The following is a 16619-nucleotide window of genomic DNA, read 5'->3' on the forward strand; positions in this document are numbered from 1 at the left end:
AAGTTGTCCGGAAAAGATACGTGTTAATGCCCTAATTTGGCGCTTCACCCCTAACCTTCCGCTATGAAAAAACTATGCTGCGCACTGCTGTTGGTGGCCGGGGCCGCCTCAGCGCAAACGCGCCCCGATTCGATTCGCCTTGCACGGCAAATCGCACAGTGGTACGACCTCCGGTTCACCGATGCCGAAGCCGACTCCCTGCTTGAAAGCCTGCAGGAGTACGGCGAAACCTACCGGTCGATGCACGTGCCATTGCCTCCCAACAGCCTCCCCTACCCGTTTGCTTTTACACCGGGCGCCTTCGGCACCACCGTACCGCAAGGCCAAAAGACCATCAACTGGGTATTACCCGACCAGCAACTGCCCGCCAACCGGGTCGAACTCGCGTTCTACTCGATACCGCAATTGGCTTCGTTGCTCAGGAGCAAGAAGATCAGTTCCCTGGAACTGACGCAATTTTTCATGGCACGCCTCCGGAAATGGGGCGACACGCTGCAAAGCGTGATTACGCTCACCGAAGAGCGGGCACTGGAAGAGGCCCGGCAGGCCGACGCCGAGATCCGCGCCGGCAAGTGGCGGGGACCATTGCACGGCATTCCTTATGGCCTGAAAGACCTGTTTGCCGTTAAAGGGTATAAGACCACGTGGGGCTCCGCGCCGTATAAGGAACAGGTGCTCGAAGAAGACGCGTTTGCCTACACACAACTCAGGAAAGCCGGTGCCGTCCTGTGCGCAAAGCTGTCGCTCGGCGCGCTGGCGTACAACAACAAATGGTTCGGTGGGGAAACGAAGAATCCCTGGGACCTGACGCAGGGCTCCAGCGGATCGTCGGCGGGTTCAGCGGCGTCGGTTGTTGCCGGCTTGCTTCCCTTTACCGTCGGTACCGAAACACTCGGGTCAATCGTGTCGCCGTCGGCACGCTGCGGAGCTACAGGGCTGCGGCCCACGTTTGGCACCATAAGCCGCAGCGGTGCCATGGCACTTTGCTGGAGCCTCGACAAGATCGGGCCCATTTGTCGCAGCGCGGAGGACGACGCGATTGTATACTACTACCTCAAAGGCACCGACGGGCGCGACCCCGGCGCTACCGACCACGCCTTCAACTTCGACCCGAAGGGCGACGTGAAGAAGCTGCGTGTGGCCTATGCCGCCAATTACTTCCGGCGGCTGCCGGCCGGCGCGCCCGAATGGAAAGTGCTCGACACCTACCGCGCGCTGGGCGTGGAGCCTGTTGCCGTTCAGTTTCCCGACTCGGCCGCATACCGCTACGATATGGTGGGATTGATCCTTGCCGCGGAGTCGGCCGCCGCCTTCGACGGGCTCACCCGCAGCGACCGCGACAGCCTCGTGGAGCGGCAGGACAAGGATTTCTGGCCAAACATCTTCCGCGGCGCCCGCTTCATTCCCGCTGTGGAATACATCAATGCGAACCGCTGGCGGTATGAACTGGGACGGCAAGTGCAATCATTCATGAAGGACTGGGACGTAGTGATCACGCCTTCGTTTGCGGGTCGGCAGTTGTCCATTACCAACCTCACGGGGCACCCGGCCCTCTGCATGCCTATTGGCTTTAATAAAGAAGGGCGCCCTCAAAGCATCACGCTGCTGGGCAACCTGTACGACGAAGCCGCTATCTTGCAGGCTGCCAAAGCTTACCAGGAGCGCACCGGCTACCACCGGCAGCACCCGGCGCTCTTCCGGCAGTAAATAAATCGTTATGAAGCAATTCTTCCTGCTGGCTGCGCTTGCCCTAGGCATGACTGCCGACGCCCAGAAGATAAAGACCGACCTGCTGCTGTACAATGCTCGTATTTATACGGTCGACTCCGCCTTCAGCATCGCGTCGGCCATGGCCGTCACCGGCGGCCGCATCAGCGCCGTAGGCAGCAGCGAGGAACTACTGCGCAAATACGACGCTACCGAAAAAATAAATGCGCGGGGACGCTGTGTGTATCCCGGCTTCATCGACGCCCACGCCCATTTCGTCAACTATGGCTTCAGCCTGCAGCGCGTGGACCTCACCGGCACCACCAGCTGGGACGACGTGCTCCAGCGCACCCACGACTTCGTAAAAAAGCAGGGCCTTTCGAAGGGCGCCTGGATCCTCGGCCGCGGCTGGGACCAGAACGACTGGAAAGGAAAGGCCTACCCCAACCGTAAGCGCCTGGATGCACTGTTTCCGGACAACCCGGTGTTGCTCACCCGTGTAGACGGCCACGCGGCTATGGCCAACGCCGCGGCACTACAGGCCGCCGGTGTAGATGGACCAGTTACGCTCACCGGTGGTTCCGTAGAAATACAGGATGGCCGACCGACCGGCATGCTTATCGATAACGCCGTTGGCCTCGTGAGCGCGCGGATACCCGCTCCTACTGCAGCCCAGGCCCGTGCAGCGTTGCTGGCCGCCCAGGCAAAATGCTTCGCCGTTGGCCTTACCACGATCGACGACTGCGGCCTCGACTTCGACGCGGTAGAATTCATCGACTCCCTCCAGCGCGCCGGCGACCTGCGTATGCGGATTTATGCGATGCTGAGCGATGCCCCGAAGAACTACGACTGGGCGTTCCGCCGGGGCCCCTACAAAACCGATCGCCTGAACGTACGTTCGTTTAAAGTGTACGCCGACGGTGCGCTGGGATCGCGCGGCGCCTCGCTTCTGCGGCCGTACAGCGACAAGCCGGGCTGGAGTGGCTTCCTGCTCAGCAGTCCCGCCCATTTCGATTCGGTCGCCGCACTGCTCTATGCCCGAAATTGGCAGATGTGCACCCACGCGATCGGCGATTCCGGCAACCGGACCATCCTGAACATTTACGGCAAATACCTGCGGGGCCCCAACGACCGGCGCTGGCGCATCGAGCACGCACAGGTAGTAGCACCCGGCGACTTCGCACTTTTTCACCAATACACGGTCATACCCTCCGTGCAGCCCACGCATGCCACCTCCGATATGTACTGGGCCGGCGAGCGCCTCGGCGCAGAACGGTTGAAAGGCGCCTATGCTTACGGCCAGCTGCTGCAGCAGAACGGCTGGCTGCCCCTCGGCACCGACTTCCCTGTAGAGGACATCTCCCCCTTCAAGACCTTTTACGCCGCCGTGGTGCGCAAGGACGCGAAGGGCTACCCCCGTAACGGCTTTCAAAAGGAGGCCGCGCTGAGCCGCATCCAGGCGTTGCGCGGAATGACCATATGGGCTGCCCGAAGCAATTTCGAGGAGACGGAGAAAGGTTCGCTGGAGCCCGGCAAGTGGGCAGACTTCATCATTTTGGACCGCGATTTGCTCGCAGAGGGTGAAAACAGGATCCTGTCCACAAGGGTCTTGGCGACCTACGTGGGCGGCACGGCGGTTTTTGCCGCCAATAGATGAGTTTTACCCTTATGTTTGTCACTTGCAATTGAGGATGGAAATGGTACGTATTGCGATTCTGGACCTTTATGAAGGGCAGCCCAACCAGGGCATGCGCTGTATCCGAGAGATCATCAACGCCTGGGGCGAATTCCACGGGCTGAACCTGAGCTGGGATGAGTTCGACGTGCGCCAGAAGATCGAGCTGCCGGACCTTTCCTACGATATCTACCTCTCGAGCGGCGGCCCAGGCTCGCCGCTGGAAAGTGAAGGACAACCCTGGGAGATCGCCTATTTCAACTGGATCGGCGAGGTGCTGGCACACAACGAGAACCCACTCAATGAAGACAAGAAGCACGTCTTCTTTATTTGCCATTCCTTCCAGATGGCTTGCCGCTACTTCGGCATCGGCAAAGTGACGCGCCGTAAGTCGACGGCCTTTGGCGTATTCCCCGTGCACGTGCTCAACGAAGGTCAGCAGGAACCTGTATTTCACGGTCTGAAGGATCCGTTCTACGTAGTGGACAGCCGCGACTGGCAGGTGATCGACCCCGACTTCGACCAGCTCAAATCGATGGGCGCCCAGGTGCTTTGCATCGAAAAATATCGACCCCACGTTCCCTACTCACAGGCCGTGATGGGGCTTCGCTTCAACCCCTGGATGATCGGCACGCAGTTTCACCCCGAGGCGGATGCGTTGGGTATGCGGATGTACCTGCAGCAAGCCGACAAAAAACAGAACGTCGTGGAAAACCACGGCCTCGAAAAATGGGAAAGCATGATCGAGGGGCTTTCCGCCCCCGACAAGATTATGTGGACGTACAGCCATATCGTCCCCAACTTCCTCACCATTGCGGCGCACCGGCGCATTCTGCAGCCAATGTGATCGTGCGGATCGTCAACACAGGTACGACGGCTTTGACGATTGCCCGCTCCTGCTTATCTTGAAGCCAAACGAACCAACGATGATCCCGGCTTTGCGACAGGCATACAATGCAGCTTTTTCCCAGGAGAAGTACCAGGCTTTTATCCAGGAACTTTCGAATGTGCATCCCGGCCAGCTTGACTTCCGGGTAGCCGAAACGCCCATCTTCGTGCCGCGTGCCTTTAAGGAGCAGATGCTGTCTGCCTGCGAAAGCATCATCGACGCGATCCAGGCTCCCGCCTACCCTGCACAGAGCGAGAAGGCCATCCCGCCGAAGCTGCATGTGCCGGATGAAGACGGCCACCCGCAATTCATTGCCTTCGACTTCGGCATTTGCCATAGCGCCAACGGCGGCCTGGAACCTCAGCTGATTGAGATGCAGGGCTTTCCAAGTCTCTTCGCATACCAGGTGCTTTTTCCCGAAGTGCACGAGCGGCATTTCGGCAAGCCGGAAGGATTCAGCACTTACCTGAACGGCTTTGACAAAGCAAGCTATATCGCTGCGCTGCGCCGCCTCATCGTAGCCGATGAAAAACCGGAAAACGTCGTGCTGCTGGAGATATTCCCCGAGCAGCAAAAAACGCGCGTCGACTTCGCCGCCACCAAACAATACCTCGGTATCGAAACCGTTTGCCTGACGAAACTGATCAAGGAAGGAAAGAAGCTGTTTTACGAAAAAGATGGCCGCCGCATTCCGATCCACCGGATCTACAACCGCCTCATCTTCGACGACCTGCACCAGCAGCCGGCCGAAGTGCAGGAAAAAGGCCGGTTATTCCAGGAAGAACTGGACGTTACCTGGGTACCGCATCCGAACTGGTTTTATCGCCTCAGCAAATTCACCCTACCCTTTATCGACCACCCGTTTGTGCCGCAAACGCGCTTCCTCAACGACGTAACCGAGCTGCCGCAAGACCTCGGGAATTACGTGGTAAAGCCGCTGTTTTCGTTTGCGGGCCAGGGCGTGATCATTGATGTGACGGAGGAAGCCATTGCCGCCATTCCCGACCCGGAGGCGTGGATCTTGCAGCGCAAAGTCCCCTACGCTGCTGTCATCGAAACACCCGACGAACCGGCGAAAGCGGAGATCCGGCTTTTCTATTTCTGGGAACCGGGCGCGGCACGTCCTGTTGCCGCCGGCAACCTCGCACGCCTCAGCAAAGGCAAGATGGTTGGTGTGCGCTACAATAAAGACAAGGAATGGGTAGGCGGAACTTTCTGTTACTTTGAAGAATAGCAACGAACACGACGGATACTGACGTTGCCTAACCAACTGCTTCGCGTTGCCCTTCTCCTGTTTGTGATGCCATGGCCCGGGAATACCTGCGGCAGATCGTTCGCGCGTGCAATGAAAACAGGGACTCCTGGCAGCCTAGTCCCACTTCAGACGCACCCCGGCAAACACACGCCGTCCCTGGTTGGGAGCATAAACATACGCCGGGTCGAAGGTCAGCTTGTACGGGTTTTCCGCGGTGGCCTTCACCTGCCCGCCGGCATCGTATTGCACGTTCTTATCGAAAGGATCGTGCGCCCGCGCGATCAGGAAGGGATTTCCCCGGTCGGGTGTCCAGTTGAGCAGGTTCTTGACGCCACCATACACTTCCACTTTCTTAGAGAGCCACTTGGTGACCTGCAGGTTTTGAATGCTCCATACCGGCGAGTACGGCTTGCGGGGATCGAGGTCGGAGATCAGCGGCAGCCGCATCGGCCCGTAGACATTCCCGGTGTAATCGATGCTCAGACCGGCCATAGGAAAGGAATACGTGAGCGACCAGGTGCCGCTGAAACGCTCAGTAAGCACGGGGCGCTCCCGTTCTGCCTTGCCATTGCGCGCACGCACCGTCGCCACGTCCTGCAGGGTCACTCCAATGTTGCCGCGCAGCCGGTTGCGCCAGTTGCCCTCCAGTGCCATGCTGATCCCTCTCGACTCCGCGTGACCGTCGAGGTTGGCATAAATGATCTTGTTGGGATCGCTGTCGTAATCGGGTTGTATGCGGTTGTAGAAATACGTATACCAGGCCGAAACATCAAGTGTAAAAGCACGACCGGCGCGGCCGAAGGGCAGCGTGTAATTGAGACTACCGTTGTAGCTCGTTTCGGGCTTCAGCGCCTCCCGTATTTCTACGGTCCGGGCACCGGTCAGTGCGGCGTGTTCTTCGGTAAAGATGCTGACCACCCGAAACCCGGTGCCGGCATTGAGGCGCAGCACCTGCTGCCGCGGGAGCAGCCACTTCCAGGCGGCGCGGGGCGTGAAGATACTGCGGTGCAGCGGGTGATGGTCCCAGCGCAGGCCGAGCAATACAGTGTGCTTCGCGGCCAGCTTCCACTCGTCCTGCACGAAAAGCCCCGGCAACAGGGTCTTCTCCGGCCGGTTTACCCCGCTCAATGTATCGCGCGTGGCCGTCGAATTATCGTCGTAAACAGTATGCCGGGTAACGGCGCCGGCCAGGAGGCCATGTTTGCCCGCCGCCCAGGCGCCCGTCAGCTGGCCGTATAGGATGCGCTGGTCGCCATCGAACGGCATTGAGCCATAAGCGGCGTCCTGATGGTGGCCCGTGGCGCTGAACGCAAAATGCCATTGGCCCGCGACGGGCAACTGGTACCGGCCGATCAACTCCCACCGGCTGGTGTAAATACTCTCGCCATACACCTCCTTTCCCCCGCGGTACTTGCGCGACCAGCCCAGCTCGCCGCCCCAGCGGTCTTCGTAAAAGTAGCGGGCCGCTAACGTGGCCGTGCGCCCGGCGCCACGCGCCAGCTGCCACTTCTGAAACAACGACACGCGGTGTTGCAGCGTCACATCGGTAAAGCCATCACCGTTACGGTCTTGCGGCGTTTGGTAATTGAAATAGTGCAGGCCCGTCAGCACCGATGCCTTCCCGAGCCGGAAGCGTGCGCCCGCGTCGAGGCTGTGCTCGCTCCAGCTCGTGCTCATCAGGTTCATCGAAAAGCGCGGCGCCTTTGCCGGGTCGCGGGTAATGACATTGATAAGGCCGCCGATCGCTTCCGAGCCGTATAAGCCCGAGGCCGGCCCCTTGATCAACTCTACTTTTTCGAGCAGTTGGCTGGGAATGCCGAATAGCCCGTATACGGAGGAGAGACTGCTCAGGATGGGCATCCCGTCGATGGTGACCATCGTGTAGGGCCCTTCGAGCCCGTTGATGTGAATGTCGCCCGTGTTGCACACGCTGCAGTTGATCTGCGGCCGCACGCCGTTCACCTGCTGCAGCGATTCAAACAGGCTCGGTGCGGGGTTCTTCCGGAAAAATTGCGCGGAATAAACCTCTACCGCCACCGGGCTTTCGAGCCGCCGCACGGGCTTCATGGTACCCGATACCACCACTTCTTCCATGGAAGACTTGAAGAGCGTATCCTGCGCGCCCGCAGCGGCGGGCAGGAAAACAACTAGAGCGACAAGGGTACCACGCATAGGTTTCTTTTATACACCAAAGGTAGTTTATTTGGGATACCAAATATTATTGGTACGGAATACCTGCTATTTTTGGGCCATGTCGCATTTTACCCACCACTACGAGGAGAACTACCTGAAAGCGATCTATAAGCTGCAGCAAAAGGGTGGCAAGGTGAACAATATCGCCCTGTCGCGCTACCTCGACCTGAACCCCGCCTCGGTGCTGGAGATGGTGCGTAAAATGAATGAAAAGGGTCTGGTTCAGGCGCAACCTGACAAGTCAATCGCACTGAGTCGCGGCGGCGAGCGCCGGGCGCTGGCCATTATCCGTCGCCACCGGCTGTGGGAAGTGTTCCTGGTTGACAGGCTCGGCTACCAGTGGCATGAGGTCCATCACCTGGCCGAGCAGCTCGAGCACATCGACTCGGACGACTTGGTAGACCGGCTGGAAGCCTTCCTGAAGTTCCCCCTTGTGGACCCCCATGGCGACCCTATTCCCGATAAGAACGGCCGGGTGCCCGAAAGCAACGCGGTGCCCCTCACCGAAGCGGCCGTCGGCCGGAGCTACGTGATCCGCTCCTTTGCCGACACCGACGATTCCTTCCTGGACTACCTCGGAAAGCTGCAACTAAGGCCGGGTACGCGGATCAAGCTGCTGGAACACCTTGAATACGACGGCTCCTGCCAGGTGCAGGTGCAAAAGGTGACGCTCCAGCTTTCCGAGAAAGTTGCCGGAAATATCCTCGTTTCGCAGCCCTGAGCCGTTTCTGGCACGGCCTTTCGCTCTACAGCTTATAGAGTGCCCCATGAAACAAATACTTGTCTTACTCCTCAGCTTCGGCCTTGTTGGCGCCGCAGCTGCGCAAAGCACGGACTGCGCTTCGAAACTGGATGCGATCAACCGCAGCTACGAGGAACAGGAAAAAGCGATCAGCAATAATCCGAAGGTGAATGCCATCGACCGCGAGTACCGAACGCTCATGCTGTATTTCTACCGCACGGACCGGCTGAGCGCACAGGAAAAGGCCTGTGCGGGCGGATCCCGGTACAAAAGCTGCCTGGCGCAGGCCAACGTGCTGAACGAATCGTTCAACCGGCGCCTGAGCGAACTGCGCAACCGCCGCATGAATATGACAGAGCGCAGCACCGAAACCGACCGATTGAACACCGAACGAAATGAGCGGCTGCGTGACCTACGGGATACCTGCAGCCGTTAGTTAGGTACCTTTTAACGAATACTTGGCCCAAACCCGGCCGTTTGGCACGCATTTTTGAATGGTGCCTGTAAATCGAAGCGTATGAAAAAGCTATTCACTCTTCTCGTCTGCACCGGCCTTGCCTCCGCCTCCTTCGCCCAAAGCGACCGCGATCGCGCAGCCGACGTCATTCTCCGGGGCGGCAACAACAGCAGCACTGCCTCCTACCCCACCGGCGGCAGCAATTGCCAGGATCAGATCAACGCCGTCAACCGCAATTACGATGCTCAGGTGGCAGCCATGCGCGCCAACGGCAACTATACGGCGTCCGAGCGCGACTACAAGATCAGCCAGATCGAGCAGGCCCGACGCACCCGCCTCAATGAAGTGCGCCGCCGCTGTGGCGTTACGCACAGCGGCACCCACGGCCGGACCTATAAAGGCAATAAAGCCAAGGTGAAAGGCAATAACGGCAACCACTATGGTTGGGAAAAAGGGAAAGGCAACCCGCACCGCTCGGGTGGAAAGTGGAAAGGAAAAGAGGACTAAGGCAGTACTTATAACGAAACGGGCCCCGTATTTCTACGGGGCCCGTTTTTTTGCCCGCCTGGGCGGCACTTATTTCATCTGGAAGCCTTCCAGGAACTTCGTGTTGAAGTCACCCGAGCGGAAACGCTCGTCCTGCATCAGTTGCAGGTGGAAGGGAATCGTCGTTTTTACGCCTTCGATCACGTACTCACTCAGGGCGCGGTACATAGTGTCGATGGCCTCTTCGCGGGTTTGCGCCACAGTGATCAGTTTGCCGATCATCGAGTCGTAATAGGGCGGGATCACGTAGCCGGCATATACGTGGCTATCCACGCGTACGCCGTGGCCGCCGGGCTGGTGCAGCACGGTGATCTTGCCGGGCGAAGGACGGAAGTCGTTGTAGGGATCTTCGGCGTTGATGCGGCATTCAATAGCGTGCATCGTAGGCTCGTAGTCGCGTCCCGAAATACGCTCGCCCATAGCGATCTTGATCTGTTCCTTGATCAGGTCGTAGTTGATCACTTCCTCGGTTACGCAGTGCTCTACCTGGATCCGGGTGTTCATCTCCATGAAGTAGAAGTTGCGGTGCTTGTCCACGAGGAATTCGATCGTGCCTACGCTTTCGTAATTGATGGCCCGGGCGGCCTTCTTGGCGGCCTCGCCCATGGCGTGGCGCAGTTCGGGGGTCATGAAGGGGGAAGGCGATTCTTCCACGAGCTTCTGGTGGCGGCGCTGGATGGAGCAGTCGCGCTCGGACAGGTGACAAACCGTTCCGAACTGGTCGCCGGCCACCTGGATCTCGATGTGCCGGGGCTCCTCCACGAACTTCTCCATGTAGATGCCGTCGTTCTTGAACGAAGCGCCGGCCTCGGCCTTGGCCGTGCTGTAGGCGCGCTCCATCTCCTCGTCGCTCCAAACCACACGCATACCCTTGCCACCGCCGCCGGCCGTAGCCTTCAGGATGACAGGGAAGCCCATGTCTTTGGCGAGGCGGCGTGCCTCTTCGAGGCTTTGCAGCAGGCCGTCGGAGCCCGGGATGACCGGTACGCCGGCTTTGATCATTGTTTCCTTCGCCGTGATCTTATCGCCCATGGCGTTGATCATTTCGGGCGTGGGTCCAATGAACTTGATGCCATGGTCGGCGCAGATCTTGGAGAACTTGGCGTTCTCGGCCAGGAAGCCGTAGCCGGGGTGAATGGCGTCGGCGTTGGTGATCTCGGCCGCGGCCATGATGTGGGGGATGTTGAGGTAGGAATCCGCGCTCTGGGGCTTGCCGATGCACACCGCCTCGTCGGCGAACTTCACGTGCAGGCTGTCCTTGTCGGCGGTGGAGTATACAGCAACCGTTTTGATGCCCATTTCGCGGCAGGTGCGGATCACGCGAAGCGCAATCTCGCCGCGGTTGGCAATCAGTATCTTTTTAAACACAATCTTTCTTTTGGTGAAAACAATTAAGCGGGCTCGACCAGGAACAGGGGTTGATCATATTCAACCGGGGAAGCGTCTTCCACCAGGATCTTAACGATCTTGCCTTTCACTTCGCTTTCGATCTCGTTGAACAGCTTCATCGCTTCGATGATGCAGACCACCTTGCCGGGGCTCACGTCGTCGCCTACTTCGCAGAAGTTGGGCTTGTCGGGCGAGGGACGGCGGTAGAACGTACCGATCATCGGGCTCTTGATGGTGATGGTGTTTGCCGGAGCGGCAGCCGCGGGCGTGTGTCCGCCTGCGGGAAGGGCGGCGGGTGCAGCCGGGGCGTGCATTTGCTGCATCGGCAGCTGCATCTGCGGCATCGAGGCGGCCATCACCTGCGTGATCTGCTCTTCCTTCTGACGGATCGTGATCTTGAACTCTTTCTGCTCAATAGTCACTTCACCGATATTAGAGTCGTTGACCAGCTGGATCAACTCCTGAATTTGCTTAAAATCCATGTGCTTCAATTTGAAAAGGTTTTGGTTGAACAGGGGGCTAAGATAGGGCGAAAATAAGGTTTAGACAGGTTTAGAAAGGTTTAAGGGTTTCGGTTTTACGGTTGCAGTTTGCCGTACAATACTAAGGTCAGCTTCCACATTCGCTGGCAGCTCCTTAATCAGCAGGTCCGATTTACCCATAAACGAATAAACCAACAAAGCCTCCTTGCGGAGGCTTTGCGTATTCGGATGTCCGTTATTCTTTCACGCGCTCTACGTATTCACCGGTCTTGGTGTTTACGCGGATGGCATCGCCTTCGTTCACAAACAGGGGCACCATTACCTGGGCGCCGGTTTCGATCGTGGCGGGCTTCAGCGTACGGGTCGCGGTATCGCCTTTCATACCCGGCTCGCTGTAGGTGATCTTGGTAACGATCTTCTCGGGGAGTTCCACGGTCATGGGCAGCTCGGTTTCCGTGTTCACCAGCACGGAGCAAACCATGCCTTCCGTGAGGAACTTAGGGGCGTCTACGAGGTTCTCGGAAACGGCCACCTGCTCGAAGGTCTCGTTGTCCATGAAGTTGTAGCCCGTATCGTCCTGGTAGAGGTACTGGAAATCGCGACGCTCCACGCGTACGGGGAAGATGTTTTCACCGCTGTTCCAGGTTTTTTCGATGGTCCGGTTGTTGTCCACACCCGCGAGCTTCGCCCAAACCTTGGCGGCCGCACGGGCGGTCTTGTTTTCACCGTATTCCACTACTTTGTACAAACTGCCGTCCAGCTTGATGATCAAGCCCCGGCTGATATCTGCGGTCGTTGCCATGGTAATAAATTAAAGAGGCGGCAAATATAAGGGATTAGATGGTTTAAGGGTTTAGGGGGCAGGGGTTCAGGGAGCTCAGCTGATTTGCGGCCTCTCCGACATCCGGGATCCGGCATGCGCCCGCCGGCATCAGGATACCGGGGTCCTGTATCCCTCCTGTGGCATCGTTTTTTTAGCCAGCTTCCGCAGAAACCGGCATTATGGACCTAAGCTCAGCACTCAGCGCGCGCAGCCGCGCCCTTCTCCTCATCGCGGCAACCCTCCTGGGCTTCGCGCCCTCGCTCTCCGCCCAGCAAAGCACGATCACCGAAGGCCCCACGGGGCAACCTCCGCGGGCTCGTGTAATAGCCGGGCCGGAGTATAAGGCCGGCAGTACGAAGCGCGCCTTTCTCGGCCGGCACTACCGCGCCGAATGGACGGAGCCGGTGTGGGTGCCGGTGCTCAACCTCGACACGCTCGGCGGCCTGACACCGGTGCAACAGGGCGGCGGGCGGCAAACGCGAACCCTCCGGCTGAAGGACGCGCAGGGCCGGCAGTATGTGCTGCGCTCTGTGGACAAAGACTATGGCGGCGCCCTTCCCGAAGTGACCCACGGCACCTTTATTGAGAAGCTCGGCAAAGACCAGGTATCAAGCGGCCATCCCTACGCGGCACTCACCGTGCCCCTGATGGCGGAAGCGGCCGGCATTTACCATACCCGCCCTACGATTGTGCTGGTGCCCGACGACCCGCGCCTCGGCGAATACCGGGCGGCATTCGGCAACCTGCTTTGCCTGTTCGAGGAACGGCCCGACGACAACGAGTCGACGGCGCCCAATTTCGGTAATGCGAAAGATGTAATCGGCACCGAAAAGCTCTACGAGCACCTCCGCAGCGATCCTACCCAGCAGGTGGACCAGGAAGCATTTGTCCGCGCCCGCCTCTTCGATATGTTCCTCGGCGACTGGGGCCGCCATGACGACCAGTGGCGTTGGGGCAAATTCACGGAAGGCGGCCATACCGTATACCGGCCCATCCCCCGCGACCGCGACCAGGCCTATGCGCTTTTTGATGGGGTCATTCCCTGGATCGCCACCTCGCCCGAGCCGCTCGAAGTGTTGCAAACGTTTGGGGGAGACATCAAGAACCTGAAGAAATACAATTTCCCCGCACGCTATATCGACCGCCAGCTGACCAACGAAGTGCCGGCCGAACGCTGGGTGGCCATAGCACGCGACCTGCAGCAGCGGCTGACCGACAGCGTGATCGAAACATCGGTGCGGCAGCTGCCGCCGGAAATCTTCCAGCACTCCGGCGAAACGATCATTGCCAAGCTGAAAAGCCGCCGGGGGCACCTCGAAGGCTATGCGCAGAAATATGCCCACTACATCAACGAGCAGGTGGAGATCGTGGGCACCAAGGGCGCCGATCGCTTCGTGGTGCGGCCCGCCGAAGGCCGCCAGCTGGAAGTACAGGTATTTGCGCCGGGCGCAACAGCGCCGCACTACAACCGCCGCTTCGACCCGCACGAAACCAACGAGATCCGGCTCTACGGCCTCAGCGGCGCCGACGCCTTCGACCTGCAGGGCGCGCGCAGCATCAAGGTGCGCATCATCGGTAGCGCCGACCCCGATTCGGTGACGGTTGCTGGCGGTGGACGCAAAGTGATCGTATATGACAACCCGGGCGATGCCATTGCGGGCCCTGCGCGCGTGAAGCTGTCCACCGACACGGCGATCAACCGCTACGAATACCGCGCCTTTATTCCCAATACCGGCCACACCATCAAGTTCCCGAGCTACAGCAACCTGCGCGGCATTTACTTCAACCTCGGTTATATCTACCGCAAATACCAGTTCCGTAAAGTGCCTTTCAGCTGGGAGCAGCGGCTTCGCTTCAACTATTCCTTCTCGCGCGGATCGGTGGGCGGCGACTACTACGGTATTTTCAACCAGGTGATCGGACGCTGGAACCTGCTGCTCAATGCCCGTTACGACCAAAAGCTGAAACACTATTTCTTCGGCATCGGCAACGAGACGGTTGTGGTGAACAAGGCCCGCAATTATTACCAGCTCCTTACCGAGGAAGGATCCGCCAGCGCCGGACTGGAGCGCCCCCTGGGCAAGCACCACCGCGCCGGGTTTACCTTCGGCTACGACAACATCCGCGTGCTCGCCGACACAGGTTACTCGGGCAAAGTGCTGCCGCTGACGCAAAGCCAAACGTTGCAGCACCAGTCGTTCGGCAACGTGGCCCTGTATTACGGCTTCCGCGCCGTCAACAACGACGTGGTACCCACAAAGGGCTTTTCGTTCGACGCCCTCGCGCGGCATACGGTGAATACGAACAGCACCGACCGTTCCTTCCAGCGCTACGAGGCCACCGCTACGGCTTACTTCCCGCTGACAAACGTCATCTCCCTGGTGATCCACGGTGGAGGTGCTACGGTGGAGGGCGATCCCGAATTTTACCAGCTGGCCACACTCGGCGGCGGTGCTTCCCTGCGAGGTTATAAGCGCGAGCGTTTTTATGGAAAGACCGTCGCTTTCAACCAGAACGAGTTGCGTTTTCTCTGGGACCTGCGCAGCTGGCTGTTCAACGGCAAGGCCGGCGTCATCGGCTTCTTCGACCAGGGCCGCGTGTGGAACCCGGGTGAAAAATCCAGCCTCTGGCACACCGGCTTCGGAGGGGGCATTATGATCGCGCCCTTCAACCGTACCGCCATCACCCTCGCATACGGCATCACACCCGAAGACCAGGTATTCAACCTGCGCCTCGGCACCAAGGTTTTCTGATTGCCCACCTGAGCACCAGCATTTTCGAGAACGCCCCGGCGTTAAGGCTCCGTTATTCCGGCCAGGGGCAGGCGCGGCCTGGTTTATATTTGACCGATGAAGCGATTCCTGTCCCTGGTCCTGCCCTTCCTGATCCTGGCCGTTGCCGCAGCGGCGCAACCCGATACCGCCACCCTTCCCTACAAGCGCTTTCCGGAGCTGCCCCCGCTGCAGCTGCTACTCGGCGATAGCAGCACGATGCTGACCAAAGACAAGCTGCCGCGCAAAAAGCCGACACTTATCTTCTTCTTCAGCACCGGCTGCGGACACTGCCAGCATACAACTGAGGAATTGGTGCAATACTGCGACAGCCTGCCCAATATGAACCTCGTGATGGCCACCTTCGCTTCGGTTTCGGAGATGAATGCATTTCGCCAACGGTATCACACGGACAGCCTTCCAAATGCATTTGTAGGTAAAGACGTGCACTTCCTGCTGCCGCCTTTTTATGGCATCGCCAACCTGCCGTTCCTTGCCTATTACAATAAGAAAGGCGAGTTTGTCGACATCATCGACGGTGGGCTACACGTGCCGCAGATCGCGGCGCGCATCCGCGAGCTGGAGAAACGCGGGCGCTGACCGGCGCCCCCGCCGTATGACGCCAGCACCTATCTTCGCAGCGCAAAACCATTTTTGACCCAATAAATCATTCATCCATGAAAATTACGGTGGTAGGCGCCGGCGCTGTAGGCGCAACCGTGGCCGACAACATTGCCCGCAAGGAACTGTGCGAAGAACTGGTACTGCTTGACATCAAGGAAGGTCTCGCTGAAGGCAAAGCCCTCGACATGACGCAAACCGCGGCCCTGCTGGGCTTCGACACCCGCATCACGGGCAGCACCAACGATTACAGCAAGACCGCCGGCTCCAGCGTGGTGGTGATCACCTCGGGCATTCCCCGCAAGCCGGGTATGACCCGCGAAGAACTGATCGGCACCAACGCTAACATCGTAAAAGGGGTGACCGAAAATATATTGAAGCACTCGCCCGACGCCATCATCATCGTCATCTCCAACCCGATGGACACGATGACTATGCTGGCCCTGCAATCGAGCGGACTGCCGAAGAATCGCATCATCGGCATGGGCGGCATCCTCGACAGCGCCCGCTTCAAGTGCTACCTGAGCCAGGCCCTCTCCTGCTCGCCCAACGACCTCAACGCCATCGTGATCGGCGGCCACGGCGACACCACGATGATCCCGCTGATCCGCTACGCCACCTGGAACTCCGCTCCCGTCAGCCAGTTCCTGAGCGAGGAGCAGCAGCAGAAAGTAGTATCCGACACCATGGTGGGCGGCGCTACCCTCACGAAACTCATCGGCACTTCCGCCTGGTACGCTCCCGGTGCTGCCGGGGCCGCTCTCGTGGAAAGCATCGTGCGCGACCAGAAGCGCCTCTTCGCCTGCTGCGTGTCGCTCAACGGCGAATACGGGCAGAACGACATCTGCCTGGGCGTTCCGGTGATCATCGGTAAGAACGGCTGGGAGCAGATCGTGGATTACAAGCTCAACGCCGACGAGCAAGCGCTGTTCAACAAAAGTGCCGATGCCGTGCGCAGTATGAACGACGTGCTGAAGACCCTGTAAGTAGTACAAGGTTCGGAACCGCATCGAAGTGAATAACCGTTTCGCGAAGAGATAACAACGTCCCGCCATTGGCGGGACGTTTT

General features: G+C 59.1%; 14 protein-coding genes. 10 read left to right on the plus strand and 4 right to left on the minus strand.

The window, feature by feature from the left end; genetic code table 11:
- Positions 1-63 precede the first annotated feature (63 nt).
- The 4 genes from E0486_RS03310 (at position 64) to E0486_RS03325 (ending at position 5505) form a co-directional block, all read left to right on the plus strand.
- A complete protein-coding gene (locus E0486_RS03310; RefSeq protein ID WP_131850716.1) occupies positions 64-1707 on the plus strand; it encodes an amidase in 1644 nt (547 codons plus the stop codon).
- Positions 1708-1717: 10 nt separating this feature from the next.
- Positions 1718-3364, plus strand: coding sequence for an amidohydrolase (locus E0486_RS03315; RefSeq protein WP_131850717.1), 1647 nt, complete (start codon positions 1718-1720; stop codon positions 3362-3364).
- 40 nt (positions 3365-3404) lie between these two features.
- Entirely contained in the window at positions 3405-4229 is an 825-nt protein-coding gene (locus E0486_RS03320; RefSeq protein WP_243697362.1) for a type 1 glutamine amidotransferase, read from the plus strand.
- Positions 4230-4308: 79 nt separating this feature from the next.
- Positions 4309-5505, plus strand: a complete 1197-nt coding sequence (locus tag E0486_RS03325; RefSeq protein WP_131850719.1) for an ATP-grasp domain-containing protein — start codon at positions 4309-4311, stop codon at positions 5503-5505.
- A gap of 135 nt (positions 5506-5640) precedes the next feature.
- Here E0486_RS03325 and E0486_RS03330 read toward each other — a convergent pair whose 3' ends face one another.
- Positions 5641-7698: a TonB-dependent receptor plug domain-containing protein gene (locus E0486_RS03330; protein ID WP_131850720.1), complete on the minus strand. Its 2058-nt coding sequence runs from the start codon at positions 7696-7698 to the stop codon at positions 5641-5643.
- Positions 7699-7777: 79 nt separating this feature from the next.
- Between E0486_RS03330 and E0486_RS03335 the strand changes: the two genes are divergently transcribed.
- The 3 genes from E0486_RS03335 to E0486_RS03345 all read left to right on the plus strand — a co-directional run bounded on the left by E0486_RS03335 (position 7778) and on the right by E0486_RS03345 (position 9425).
- A complete protein-coding gene (locus E0486_RS03335; protein ID WP_165917172.1) occupies positions 7778-8440 on the plus strand; it encodes a metal-dependent transcriptional regulator in 663 nt (220 codons plus the stop codon).
- Positions 8441-8486: 46 nt separating this feature from the next.
- The gene (locus E0486_RS03340) at positions 8487-8897 is read left to right on the plus strand and encodes a lysozyme inhibitor LprI family protein (protein WP_131850722.1); all 411 of its coding nucleotides are present in this window, start codon (positions 8487-8489) and stop codon (positions 8895-8897) included.
- 81 nt (positions 8898-8978) lie between these two features.
- On the plus strand, positions 8979-9425 hold the full coding sequence (locus E0486_RS03345; RefSeq protein WP_131850723.1) for a hypothetical protein: 447 nt from the start codon (positions 8979-8981) through the stop codon (positions 9423-9425).
- Positions 9426-9494: 69 nt separating this feature from the next.
- On the opposite strand, the gene accC is transcribed toward E0486_RS03345, so the two are convergent.
- From accC to efp, 3 genes are all read right to left on the minus strand, one after another.
- Positions 9495-10832, minus strand: a complete 1338-nt coding sequence (gene accC / locus E0486_RS03350) for an acetyl-CoA carboxylase biotin carboxylase subunit (RefSeq protein ID WP_131850724.1) — start codon at positions 10830-10832, stop codon at positions 9495-9497.
- Positions 10833-10855: 23 nt separating this feature from the next.
- On the minus strand, positions 10856-11335 hold the full coding sequence (gene accB, locus E0486_RS03355; protein WP_131850725.1) for an acetyl-CoA carboxylase biotin carboxyl carrier protein: 480 nt from the start codon (positions 11333-11335) through the stop codon (positions 10856-10858).
- Between the two features lie 235 nt (positions 11336-11570).
- On the minus strand, positions 11571-12137 hold the full coding sequence (gene efp / locus E0486_RS03360; RefSeq protein WP_131850726.1) for an elongation factor P: 567 nt from the start codon (positions 12135-12137) through the stop codon (positions 11571-11573).
- A gap of 200 nt (positions 12138-12337) precedes the next feature.
- Here efp and E0486_RS03365 point away from each other — a divergent pair, with 200 nt between their 5' ends.
- The 3 genes from E0486_RS03365 (at position 12338) to mdh (ending at position 16536) form a co-directional block, all read left to right on the plus strand.
- On the plus strand, positions 12338-14911 hold the full coding sequence (locus tag E0486_RS03365; RefSeq protein WP_131850727.1) for a BamA/TamA family outer membrane protein: 2574 nt from the start codon (positions 12338-12340) through the stop codon (positions 14909-14911).
- A 96-nt stretch (positions 14912-15007) separates the two neighbouring features.
- Positions 15008-15529: a TlpA family protein disulfide reductase gene (locus E0486_RS03370; RefSeq protein WP_131850728.1), complete on the plus strand. Its 522-nt coding sequence runs from the start codon at positions 15008-15010 to the stop codon at positions 15527-15529.
- 77 nt (positions 15530-15606) lie between these two features.
- Positions 15607-16536, plus strand: coding sequence for a malate dehydrogenase (gene mdh / locus E0486_RS03375; protein ID WP_131850729.1), 930 nt, complete (start codon positions 15607-15609; stop codon positions 16534-16536).
- Positions 16537-16619: the final 83 nt, after the last annotated feature.

The organism is Flaviaesturariibacter aridisoli, assembly GCF_004343705.1.
Classification (GTDB): domain Bacteria; phylum Bacteroidota; class Bacteroidia; order Chitinophagales; family Chitinophagaceae; genus Flavisolibacter; species Flavisolibacter aridisoli.

Bases quoted from the DNA above. Each gene is read 5' to 3' on its own strand.
- accB (WP_131850725.1), bottom strand. From the start codon at position 11,335: ATGGATTTTAAGCAAATTCAGGAGTTGATCCAGCTGGTCAACGACTCT.
- E0486_RS03370 (WP_131850728.1), top strand. From the start codon at position 15,008: ATGAAGCGATTCCTGTCCCTGGTCCTGCCCTTCCTGATCCTGGCCGTT.
- E0486_RS03330 (WP_131850720.1), bottom strand. From the start codon at position 7,698: ATGCGTGGTACCCTTGTCGCTCTAGTTGTTTTCCTGCCCGCCGCTGCG.
- E0486_RS03340 (WP_131850722.1), top strand. From the start codon at position 8,487: ATGAAACAAATACTTGTCTTACTCCTCAGCTTCGGCCTTGTTGGCGCC.
- E0486_RS03320 (WP_243697362.1), top strand. From the start codon at position 3,405: ATGGTACGTATTGCGATTCTGGACCTTTATGAAGGGCAGCCCAACCAG.
- E0486_RS03315 (WP_131850717.1), top strand. From the start codon at position 1,718: ATGAAGCAATTCTTCCTGCTGGCTGCGCTTGCCCTAGGCATGACTGCC.
- efp (WP_131850726.1), bottom strand. From the start codon at position 12,137: ATGGCAACGACCGCAGATATCAGCCGGGGCTTGATCATCAAGCTGGAC.
- mdh (WP_131850729.1), top strand. From the start codon at position 15,607: ATGAAAATTACGGTGGTAGGCGCCGGCGCTGTAGGCGCAACCGTGGCC.
- E0486_RS03325 (WP_131850719.1), top strand. From the start codon at position 4,309: ATGATCCCGGCTTTGCGACAGGCATACAATGCAGCTTTTTCCCAGGAG.
- E0486_RS03335 (WP_165917172.1), top strand. From the start codon at position 7,778: ATGTCGCATTTTACCCACCACTACGAGGAGAACTACCTGAAAGCGATC.
- E0486_RS03345 (WP_131850723.1), top strand. From the start codon at position 8,979: ATGAAAAAGCTATTCACTCTTCTCGTCTGCACCGGCCTTGCCTCCGCC.
- E0486_RS03310 (WP_131850716.1), top strand. From the start codon at position 64: ATGAAAAAACTATGCTGCGCACTGCTGTTGGTGGCCGGGGCCGCCTCA.
- E0486_RS03365 (WP_131850727.1), top strand. From the start codon at position 12,338: ATGGACCTAAGCTCAGCACTCAGCGCGCGCAGCCGCGCCCTTCTCCTC.